At 63.1% G+C, this 10,380-nt stretch carries 9 protein-coding genes and 1 pseudogene; 8 read left to right on the forward strand and 2 right to left on the reverse strand.

Translation table 11 applies throughout. The features are described 5' to 3' along the window. Positions 1–511 (forward strand): annotated as a pseudogene (locus EN781_RS14875) (NADP-dependent phosphogluconate dehydrogenase); the annotation flags it as partial. 362 nt (positions 512–873) lie between these two features. On the opposite strand, the gene EN781_RS14880 reads toward EN781_RS14875, so the two are convergent. Next, on the reverse strand, positions 874–1,911 hold the full coding sequence (locus tag EN781_RS14880) for a LacI family transcriptional regulator (RefSeq protein ID WP_126058245.1): 1,038 nt from the start codon (positions 1,909–1,911) through the stop codon (positions 874–876). A 407-nt stretch (positions 1,912–2,318) separates the two neighbouring features. On the opposite strand from EN781_RS14880, the gene EN781_RS14885 reads away from it, so the two are divergent. The 7 genes from EN781_RS14885 to mgrA all read left to right on the forward strand — a co-directional run bounded on the left by EN781_RS14885 (position 2,319) and on the right by mgrA (position 9,706). Further along, entirely contained in the window at positions 2,319–3,557 is a 1,239-nt protein-coding gene (locus tag EN781_RS14885) for an ABC transporter substrate-binding protein (protein ID WP_126058246.1), read from the forward strand. A gap of 101 nt (positions 3,558–3,658) precedes the next feature. Beyond that, complete coding sequence (locus EN781_RS14890) at positions 3,659–4,552, forward strand: sugar ABC transporter permease (protein ID WP_126058247.1); 894 nt, start codon at positions 3,659–3,661, stop codon at positions 4,550–4,552. Between the two features lie 7 nt (positions 4,553–4,559). Beyond that, positions 4,560–5,480, forward strand: a complete 921-nt coding sequence (locus EN781_RS14895) for a carbohydrate ABC transporter permease (RefSeq protein ID WP_245455782.1) — start codon at positions 4,560–4,562, stop codon at positions 5,478–5,480. Further along, positions 5,480–6,577 (forward strand): ABC transporter ATP-binding protein, encoded by a 1,098-nt coding sequence (locus EN781_RS14900; RefSeq protein ID WP_126059357.1) that lies wholly within the window; start codon positions 5,480–5,482, stop codon positions 6,575–6,577. The genes EN781_RS14895 and EN781_RS14900 overlap by 1 nt, the downstream gene beginning before the upstream one ends. Before the next feature lie 47 nt (positions 6,578–6,624). Further along, positions 6,625–7,371, forward strand: a complete 747-nt coding sequence (locus EN781_RS14905; RefSeq protein ID WP_126058249.1) for a sugar phosphate isomerase/epimerase — start codon at positions 6,625–6,627, stop codon at positions 7,369–7,371. Positions 7,372–7,382: 11 nt separating this feature from the next. Continuing rightward, positions 7,383–8,525: a Gfo/Idh/MocA family oxidoreductase gene (locus EN781_RS14910; RefSeq protein WP_126058250.1), complete on the forward strand. Its 1,143-nt coding sequence runs from the start codon at positions 7,383–7,385 to the stop codon at positions 8,523–8,525. Between the two features lie 134 nt (positions 8,526–8,659). Continuing rightward, positions 8,660–9,706: an L-glyceraldehyde 3-phosphate reductase gene (mgrA, locus tag EN781_RS14915; protein WP_126058251.1), complete on the forward strand. Its 1,047-nt coding sequence runs from the start codon at positions 8,660–8,662 to the stop codon at positions 9,704–9,706. Positions 9,707–9,778: 72 nt separating this feature from the next. On the opposite strand, the gene EN781_RS14920 is transcribed toward mgrA, so the two are convergent. Then, a partial coding sequence (locus EN781_RS14920; protein ID WP_127400094.1) for a trypsin-like serine protease occupies positions 9,779–10,380 on the reverse strand: 602 nt, incomplete at its 5' end.

Consider the following 10,380-nt stretch of genomic DNA (forward strand, 5'->3'; position numbering starts at 1 on the left):
TGGCAATATCGGCGTCGCCAAGATCGCTGGCGACAAGGCCGCCCTGCTCAAGGATCTCGAGCTGGCGCTGTTCGCCGGCAAGATCGCCGCCTACGCGCAGGGTTTCGCGGTGATGAGCGGCGCCTCGAAGGAATTCAACTGGAGCCTGCCGATGCCGACCATCGCCAAGATCTGGCGCGCCGGCTGCATCATCCGCTCGCAGATGCTGGACACGATGGCCGAGGCGTTCGGCTCTGGCAGCGCGTCGACGAACCTGCTGATGGCGCGGGCCTTCATCGCCATGATGCAGGAGGCGCATCCTTCACTGCGCAGGATCGTGGCGCGGGCGTCGGAAGCCGGCTCGCCGGTGCCGGCGCTGTCGTCGGCGCTCGCTTACTTCGACAGCTACCGCCAGGGGCGTGGCACCTCCAATCTGATCCAGGCGCAACGTGATTTCTTCGGCGCGCACGGCTTCGAGCGCATCGGCGAGCAGGGCGCGTTCCATGGACCCTGGGGCAGCGGCGCGGCCTAAGGGCAGGTAAGGCCGGCCTGCAAATGGCGGCCTCCTGCGCTTCTACAGCGCCGCGCGTCCGGACGGGCGCGCAAAGGACGCTGTAGCATTTTGACTTAGAGCGGTTCAGCGTTTCATAGAATCGCCGACCCGCTCTAACTAATTGTTTCTGCGCAATTCCGGACGGAAAACCGTTACACAGTTTTCCTGGAATTGCTCTAGCGCATGATCCTTTCCGAAAATCTTTCTGATTTTCGGGGTCATGCGCGTGCTCACGTACTTCAAGTACGCTCCGCTCCGGTTCCCGGAAGCCACCCAGTTTGATCGCCGCGCGCTCGTCTTCGACTCCGACTCGGCCTGACCTGCCTTTCAAGTCGCGCCAATCAGCTGCGATAGGGCTGAACCTCGCTCGGCGTGCTGAGCGATTGCAGCGAGCCGGGTTCGGCGCCGCCGATCCAGCCGAGCACCGAGCGGGCCAGCTCGGAGCCGGCGAGGCGGAAGTTCTCGTTGACGACCAGCAGTTCCCGCCGGAACAGATGCAGCAGTTCCGACGACTGCTTCGACACCACGTCGACGTCGCGGCCGAGCTTCAGGCCGGCATCCTCGATGCCGGCGACGACGGCGAGCGTCGCCGCGGCGGCGCTGCTGACGAAGCCGTCCGGCCGGTCCCGGCGCCGCATCAGCTGCGCCGTCCGCATCCTGATCTGCTCGATCGACTGGTCGATGGACACGGTGTTGAACGGCACCTCGCTGGCGCCGACTTCACTCAGCGCATCGGCAAAGCCGTTCAGCGTATGGCCATAGTAGGTGAGGCCGACCGGTGGCGTCACCAGGGCGAGCCGGCTGCGGCCGATGCCGGCGAGATAGCGCACCGCCTCGCCTGCGAAGGCGTAGTTGTCGAAATCATGATAGGGGTGCACGAGCCCCATGTCGGTGCGGCCGTGCGTGGCAAAGGGAATGCCGCGCTCCAGCATGTAGCGGGCGCGCGGATCGTCCGGCTGGGTGCGCGAAATGATGATGCCGTCGGCCGAGCCCGTCTCGACCAGATAGCGGATCGGATCCAGCGGATCCTGCGAGCGCGAATAGGGCGTGACGATCAGGTGATAGGGCGTGTCGGCGATCACCTCCGAGACACCGTAGATGATGTCCGAAACAAAGCTCATGATCTCGCGCTCGGTGTTGAGCACGAGGCTGATGACATTGGTCTTGCCGGTCCTGAGGCGCACGCCGGCGCGGTTCGGCCGGTAGCCTATCTGCCTGGCGACGAGTTGCACGCGCCGCCTGGTCTCGGCGCCGATCTCGGGGGCGTCCTTCAAGGCGCGCGACACGGTGGTGACGCCCAGCCCCGTCATGAAGGCAAGCGTCTTTAGCGTCGGCCTGGCCGGCGCTTCGCCATCCCTGTCCGTCTGGTCCCTGTCCATATCGTCCCGCCCGTCAGGCGCATAGCAGTCGCCGGGTCGGCCGGCAATCGCCCGCTATCGTCAGGCGGGTAGCTTCCAGTCCGACAAAACTCCCATACACTGAAACGTTACAGATTGTCACGACCGTTGTCCGTGCCGGCCCCAGGTCTGCTTTTTCCCGGCTTGCTCGCCCGGCTCGGAAAGTCGTTGGGAATCAGCGCGAAAGGCGTTTCGAGCAAGTTTTTTACCAGCTTCTAGCGTTTTGCAGCGCAGCTTTGCGTATTGCGGTGCACAAACTCGTGCCCGGCGGAACTATTTTGTTCGCGCTCCGAAAAATATCGAAGCGGCCTTTGCGTAAGGGGTTGCGCATATCGTGCAATTGCCGTATCGAAAATCTGTAACGTTTCAGATTCTTGGGAGGAACCGAAATGCGATACAAAATCCTGACTGCTGCGCTGGCGGCGACGGCCGCGCTGCAGTTCGCCGGTCCGGCGGCCGCGACCGATCTGGAAGTCACCCATTGGTGGACGTCCGGCGGCGAAGCGGCGGCTGTTGCCGAGCTGGCCAAGGCCTTCGACGCAACGGGCAATCACTGGGTCGACGGCGCCATCGCCGGTTCCGGCGGCACGGCGCGGCCGATCATGATCAGCCGCATCACCGGCGGCGACCCGATGGGCGCCACCCAGTTCAACCACGGCAGGCAGGCGGAAGAGCTGGTGCAGGCCGGCCTGATGCGCGACCTCACCGATATCGCCACCAAGGGCAAATGGACGGAAGTCGTGCGGCCGAAGAGCTTGCTCGACAGCTGCACCATCGACGGCAAGATCTATTGCGTGCCGGTCAACATCCATTCCTGGCAATGGCTGTGGCTGTCCAACGCGGCCTTCGAAAAGGCCGGCGTGCCGGTGCCGAAGAACTGGAATGAATATGTGGCGGCCGCCCCTGCGCTGGAGAAGGCAGGCATCATCCCGCTCGCCGTCGGTGGGCAGCCCTGGCAGGCCTCCGGCGCCTTCGACGTGCTGCTCGCGGCTGTCGGCGGCACCGATACCTTCCTCAAGGTCTACAAGGACAAGGACGCGAAATTCGCCGCCGGGCCCGAGGTCGCCAAGGTATTCAAGGCCGCGGACGATGCCCGCAAGATGGCGAAGAACACCAATGTGCAGGACTGGAACCAGGCAACCAATCTCGTCATCACCGGCAAGGCCGGTGGCCAGATCATGGGCGACTGGGCACAGGGCGAATTCCAGGTCGCCGGCCAGACCGCCGGCAAGGACTATACCTGCCTTCCAGGCCTTGGGCTGAACGAGGTGATTGCCACCGGCGGCGATGCCTTCTACTTCCCGCTGCTGAAGGACGCCGACAAGTCCAAGGCGCAGGAAGTGCTGGCCGAAACGCTGCTCGATCCCAAGACGCAGGTTGCCTTCAACCTGAAGAAGGGCTCGCTGCCGGTGCGCGGCGACGTCGACCTGCAAGCGGCGAATGACTGCATGAAGAAGGGCCTCGACATCCTGGCCAAGGGCAGCGTCATGCCCTGGACCGACCAGTTGATGTCGCAGGACAGCCAGAAGCAGAAGGAGGATCTCTTCTCCGAATTCTTCGCCAAGCCGGACTTGACCGTAGAAGACGCGCAGAAGCGTTTCGCCGACATCATCGCTTCGGCGGACTGATTGCTTTTGCCGACTGATTACGGCGCCCCCGCCAGCTCCTGGCCCCAGCCTATCCGGGGTCAGGAGCGTGATGTCGTCATTGCCCCAGCCCGGCTGTCGAGATGAGCAAGAGCGAACGCCCCAACCAGCTTTTCCGCAACCTCAATGCGAAGGTCGCCTCGATCCCGATGATCCTCACCGCGCTGGTGGTTTTCGTCGGCGGCACCGCATGGACGGTGCTCTATTCCTTCACCAACTCGAAACTGCTGCCGCGGCTAAACTTCGTCGGCCTCGACCAGTATTACCGGTTGTGGGCGACGCCGCGCTGGCTGATCTCGATCGAGAACCTCTTGATCTATGGCGTCATTTCGCTGGTGTTCTCGCTGGCGATCGGCTTCATCCTCGCCGCGTTGCTCGACCAGAAAATCCGCTTCGAAGACACATTCCGCACGATCTTCCTCTATCCCTTCGCGCTCTCGTTCATCGTCACCGGCCTGGTATGGCAGTGGCTGCTCAATCCGGACTTCGGCATTCAGGGCGTGGTGCGAAGCCTCGGCTGGACAAGCTTCAGCTTCGATCCGCTCTACAATTCCAGCATCGTCATCTACGGCATATCGATCGCGGCGCTATGGCAAGGCACCGGGCTCGTCATGTGCCTGATGCTCGCCGGCCTGCGCGGCATCGATGAGGATATCTGGAAGGCAGCGCGGGTGGACGGGATTCCGATGTGGAAGACCTATCTGTTCATCGTCATTCCGATGATGCGGCCGGTCTTCATCACCACGCTGGTCATCATCGCCGCCGGCATCGTCAAGGTCTATGACCTGGTGGTGGCCCAGACCAGCGGCGGGCCCGGCATCGCCTCCGAGGTGCCGGCAAAATACGTCTACGACTACATGTTCTTCGCCCAGAACCTCGGCCAGGGCTTTGCCGCATCGACCATGATGCTGTTGTCGGTGGTGATCGTCATCGTGCCGTGGGCCTATCTCGAATTCGGAGGCAAGAAGCGTGTCTGAGCTTGCCATCCCCCTGCCCAGCACCGCCGATGCTCTCAGGCGCGAAGCCACGGAACCGAGCGGGCCGAAGCCGCGGCACGTGTTCTCGCGCCGCAACATCTTTCTCTATGGCACGCTGATCGTGGTGGCGGTCTACTACCTCCTGCCGCTTTATGTGATGGTCGTCACCTCGCTCAAGGGCATGCCGGAGATCCGCCTCGGCAACATCTTCTCGCCGCCGCTGGAGATCACCTTCGAGCCTTGGGTCAAGGCGTGGTCGCAGGCCTGCACCGGCCTCAATTGCGACGGGCTCTCGCGCGGCTTCTGGAATTCGGTGCGTATCACCGTCCCCTCGGTGATCCTGTCGATCGCGATCGCCTCGGTAAACGGCTACGCGCTCGCCAACTGGCGCTTCAAGGGTGCCGACACGTTTTTCGTCATCCTCATCGTCGGCGCCTTCATCCCCTATCAGGTGATGATCTACCCGATCGTCATCATCCTGCGCGAGATCGGCCTCTATGGCAGCCTGAGCGGCCTGGTGATCGTGCATTCGATCTTCGGCATGCCGATCCTGACGCTTCTGTTCCGCAACTATTTCTCCTCGATGCCGGAAGAGCTGTTCAGGGCGGCGCGCGTCGACGGCGCCGGCTTCTGGGGTATCTATCTGCGCATCATGCTGCCGATGTCGCTGCCGATCTTCGTCGTCGCCGTCATCCTGCAGGTCACCGGCATCTGGAACGACTTCCTGTTCGGCGTCGTCTACACGCGGCCGGACACTTATCCGATGACGGTGCAGCTCAACAATATCGTCAATTCGGTGCAGGGCGTGAAGGAGTACAACGTCAACATGGCCGCCACCATCCTGACCGGCCTCGTGCCGCTCATCGTCTACTTCATTTCCGGCAAGCTTTTCGTGCGCGGCATCGCCGCCGGCGCGGTGAAAGGATGATGATGGACATCGCCAATCCTAGCGTGTCGATCCAGGACCTGTCGCTGAATTTCGGGTCGGTGTCAGTGCTGGAGACTCTCAACCTCGACGTCGCCGAGGGAGAGTTCATCGTGCTGCTCGGGCCGTCGGGCTGCGGCAAGTCCACCCTGCTCAACTGCATCGCCGGCCTGCTCGACATCTCGGACGGTCGCATCTTCATCAAGGGCAAGAACGTCACCTGGGAAGAGCCCAAGGACCGTGGCATCGGCATGGTGTTCCAGTCCTACGCGCTCTATCCGCAGATGACGGTGGAGAAGAACCTCTCGTTCGGACTGCGCGTTGCCGGCGTACCGAAGGAAGAGATCGCCAAACGCATCGCGCGGGCGGCGGAGATCCTGCAGATCGAGCCGCTGTTGCAGCGCAAGCCTTCGGCGCTCTCCGGCGGCCAGCGCCAGCGCGTGGCGATCGGACGGGCGCTGGTGCGCGATGTCGATGTCTTCCTGTTCGACGAGCCGCTTTCCAATCTCGACGCCAAACTGCGCTCGGAACTGCGCGTCGAGATCAAGCTCCTGCACCGCAAGCTCGAGAACACGATGATCTACGTCACCCACGACCAGATCGAGGCGATGACGCTCGCCGACCGCATCGCCGTCATGAGGGGCGGGGTCATCCAGCAGCTCGATGCGCCACAGACGATCTACAACCGGCCAGTCAACCGCTTCGTTGCCGGCTTCCTCGGTTCGCCGGCGATGAACTTCATCGACGGCAGTCTGGAGAAGGACAACGGCAACTGGCATTTCGCCGTCGAGGATGTGCGCATTCCGCTTGGCACCTATGCCTTCGAGAAGGAGCCGGCGCCGGGACCGGCCGTGTTCGGCATCCGGCCCGAGCATGTAGCCTTCAACAGCGGCGCGGGCTGGCCGTTTTCGGCGACGGCGAATGTCGAGGTGGTGGAGCCGATGGGTTCCGACACGCTGGTCTGGCTTAAGCTCGGCGGGCAGAATTTCACCGTCAGGGTGACATCGGAGCGCACGCCAAGCAACGCGGATTCGGTCAGTATCGGTTTCGATCCGATGCGCGCCTCGCTCTTCGACGCCCAATCCGGCAACCGCCTTTAGATACATCCCAACAGATCCATCCCCCAAGTAAAAACGGAATAGAGACGATGAACTGGTCATTCCAACTTTATAGCGCCCGCAATTTCCAGCCGTGGGACGGCGTGCTGCAGACGCTCGGCAAGCTCGGTTACAGCCAGGTCGAAGGATTCGGCAGCGTCTATGATGATCCCAAGGCCTTCCGCGCCGAGCTCGACAAGAACCGGCTGGCCATGCCCACGGGGCATTTCTCGATCGACGCGCTGGAGAAGGACTTCGACGGCGTGCGCAAAATCGCCGATGCGCTCGGCGTCACGCTTTTGATCTGCCCCTATCTGGTCATCGAGCAGAGGCCGGCCGATGCCGCCGGCTGGCGCGGTTTCGGCGAACGGCTGGCCAAGGTGGGCGAGACGGCAAAGAAGGCCGGCTATGGCTTTGCCTGGCACAATCATGATTTCGAGTTCAAGAAGCTTGCCGACGGCTCGGTGCCACAGGACCACATGTTTGCCGTCGCGCCCGACATCGGCTGGGAGATGGACGTCGCGTGGGTGGTGCGTGGCGGCGAGGATCCGCTGCCCTGGATCGAGAAGCACGGCAAGCGCATCAGCGCCGTCCATGTCAAGGACATCGCCAAGCCGGGCGAAGGCCTTGACGAAGACGGCTGGTCGGATGTCGGCCATGGCACGATCGACTGGGCCGGCCTGATCAAGACGTTGCGGGCCAAGAGCGCCGCCAGGTACTTTGTCATGGAGCAGGACAACCCCAACGACATCGAGCGCTTCGCCCGCCGCTCCATTGCATCCGTCAAGGCTTACTAGGAACAATCGACATGGCAAAGAAACTGGGTATCGGCGTTATCGGCTGCGGCAACATCTCGAAAGCGTATTTCTCGCTGGCGCCGCTGTTCCGCGGCATCGAGATGCGCGCCTGCGCCGACATCAACATGGACGCTGCGAAGGCGCGGGCGAAGGAGTTCAAGCTGCGCGCCGAGACGGTCGAGGGGCTGCTCAAGGCGGACGATATCGACATTATCGTCAACCTGACGATTCCCGCGGTGCACTACGAGGTATCGAAAGAGGTGCTCGACGCAGGCAAGCATGTCTATTCGGAAAAGCCGTTCGTGCTGTCGATCAAGGAGGGGCTCGACCTGAAAGGCCGAGCCGAGAAGAAGGGACTGCGCATCGGCTCGGCGCCGGACACCTTCCTTGGCGGCGCGCATCAGCTGGTGCGCAACCTGATCGACACCGGCGCGCTCGGCAAGATCACCAGCGGCACCTGCCATGTGATGGGTCATGGCATGGAGCACTGGCATCCCAATCCGGACTTCTTTTTCCAGCCCGGCGCCGGCCCGGTTCTCGACATCGGGCCATATTACATCACCAATCTGATCCAGTTGGTCGGGCCGGTGAAGCAGGTCGCGGCCTTCGCCTCGACGCCGGCCAAGGAACGGACGATTTCGTCCAAACCGCGCGCGGGCGAGAAAATCCCGGTCAACACGCCGACCACCATCCACGGCTTGCTGGAATTCGAGAACGGTGCGGTGGTGACGCTCAACACCAGTTGGGATGTCTGGAGCCATGGTCATGCGCCGATGGAGCTCTATGGCGAGGCCGGATCAGTGTATGTGCCGGATCCCAATTTCTTCGGTGGCGACGTGCGTTTCACCGAGGCGGCGAAACCGGTCAAGAAGCTGCCGAAATGGAAGCATCCGTTCGGCGTCCCGAACGAAATGCATTCGCAAGGAATGATGGCCAACTACCGCACCGCCGGCCTCGCCGACATGGCGCTGGCGATCGCCGAGGGACGGCCGCATCGCTGTTCGATGGAGCTGGCGCTGCACGCCGTCGATGTGATGACCGGCCTGTTGCGCTCGGGCGAAACGGGCAAGTTCGTTGCCATGCAGACGACCTGCGAGCGGCCAGCCGCACTTGGCGTCAAGGAAGCAAAGGACCTGCTGGTCAAGAAGAAGTAGATCGCTGCGATTATCGATAATTTTTACCAGCCCTCTCCCGCTTCCCTTGGGGAGAGGGTAAAGGGTGGGCCGCAGGGCATGGTCATCGCGTTGCGGTGAACCATGCCCAATCCGTTCAGATGCGAGGATTTCCCATGCCCTACGTCGCCGCCGAAAACCGTTACGAGAAAATGCTCTACAACCGCTGTGGGCGGTCCGGCCTGAAGCTGCCCGCGATCTCGCTCGGGCTGTGGCACAATTTCGGCAACGACACGCCGCACAAGACCAAGCAGGCGATCGTGCGCCGGGCCTTCGATCTCGGCATCACGCATTTCGATCTCGCCAACAACTATGGTCCGCCGCCCGGCTCGGCGGAGACTGCCTTCGGTGAAATCCTGCGCACCGATTTCGCCGCCTATCGCGACGAGCTGATCATCTCGACCAAGGCCGGCTACGAGATGTGGCCGGGGCCATATGGCGAGTGGGGCGGGCGCAAATATGTGCTTGCCAGCCTCGACCAGAGCCTGAAGCGGATGGGCCTCGACTATGTCGACATCTTCTATTCGCACCGTTTCGACCCCGATACGCCGCTGGAAGAGACGATGGGCGCGCTCGACCATGCGGTGCGCTCGGGCAAGGCGCTCTATGCGGGCATCTCGTCCTACAACTCGCAACGCACGCGTGAGGCGGCCGACATATTGAAGCAGCTCGGCACGCCCTGCGTCATCCACCAGCCGAGCTATTCGATGCTCAACCGCTGGGTCGAGGAGGACGGGCTGCTCGACACGCTGGAAGGGCTCGGCGTCGGCTCGATCGTGTTCTCGCCGCTGGCGCAAGGCATGCTGACCGACAAGTATCTGGGCGGCATCCCGGAGGGCAGCCGCGCATCCCAGGGCAAGTCGCTCAGGCCCGCCTTCATCAACGACAAGACGATCACCAACATCAAGGCGCTGAACGCCATTGCCGGGCGTCGCGGCCAGACGCTGGCGCAGATGGCGCTGGCCTGGGTGTTGCGCAGGGGCCGGGTTACCTCGGCGCTGATCGGCGCCAGCCGGCCGGAACAGGTCGAGGATTGCGTCGGCGCGCTGAAGGCGCTCGACTTCAGCGATGCGGAACTGGCCGAGATCGACAGCTACGCGCGCGAGGCCGACATCAATTTGTGGGCAGCCTCGGCGGAACGCAAGGGCCCGCCACGCAAGTAGACGGCGCCGGCATGGCATGAAAGGAAACGGCGGGCTTTGCCCGCCGTTTCTGTTTTGAGAGCGGTGGCAGGCTCAGGGCTTGGCCGGCTTCTGAGCGGTGCCGACGCCCGCCTTGGGCTTTGCGGGCGCCGGCGTGGTCTTCATCTTCTCCTCGATCCAGCCGGAATAATTGGCCAGCCGCGTATAGATGCCGTAGGCGTTCTTGTGGCCGCAGGCCGCACTGCCGTCATTCGGCCCTTCGCCCCAGGAAACGACGCCAATCTGGACCGGGCCGTCGGCGCCGGCCATGAACAGCGGCCCGCCACTGTCGCCATTGCAGGCATCGCGCTCGCCGCTGGCGGTGCCGGCGCAGATCATGTTGCTGGTCAGCGGATCCGACATGTCGGCGGCAATGGCGCTGGCCGCCGCGTCGATGCCCTTTTCCGAATAGCGCATGCGGTGGGAGAGATCGCCAAGTGCCGCCTTCAGGTCGCGGGCGTAGATGTCCTTGATGCCGCTGTTGCAGGTCGCGTTCGGCTGCAGGTCGAGATCGGCGACCATCAGCGCCGTCGGGAAGGTGCCGTCCTGCATCTTGCCCCAACCGATGACCGTGGTCTTGCCGCTGTCTGGCGCTGCCTCATGGGCGACCTTGATCGTCGGCGCGTCCGCCGGCTCGGCCAGCCGGATCAGGCCGA

Source organism: Mesorhizobium sp. M4A.F.Ca.ET.090.04.2.1 (genome assembly GCF_003999085.1).
Classification (GTDB): Bacteria; Pseudomonadota; Alphaproteobacteria; order Rhizobiales; family Rhizobiaceae; genus Mesorhizobium.

Coding starts and splice junctions, on each gene's coding strand:
- EN781_RS14880 (WP_126058245.1), bottom strand. CDS start 1,911: ATGGACAGGGACCAGACGGACAGGGATGGCGAAGCGCCGGCCAGGCCG.
- EN781_RS14885 (WP_126058246.1), top strand. CDS start 2,319: ATGCGATACAAAATCCTGACTGCTGCGCTGGCGGCGACGGCCGCGCTG.
- EN781_RS14890 (WP_126058247.1), top strand. CDS start 3,659: ATGAGCAAGAGCGAACGCCCCAACCAGCTTTTCCGCAACCTCAATGCG.
- EN781_RS14900 (WP_126059357.1), top strand. CDS start 5,480: ATGATGGACATCGCCAATCCTAGCGTGTCGATCCAGGACCTGTCGCTG.
- EN781_RS14905 (WP_126058249.1), top strand. CDS start 6,625: ATGAACTGGTCATTCCAACTTTATAGCGCCCGCAATTTCCAGCCGTGG.
- EN781_RS14910 (WP_126058250.1), top strand. CDS start 7,383: ATGGCAAAGAAACTGGGTATCGGCGTTATCGGCTGCGGCAACATCTCG.
- mgrA (WP_126058251.1), top strand. CDS start 8,660: ATGCCCTACGTCGCCGCCGAAAACCGTTACGAGAAAATGCTCTACAAC.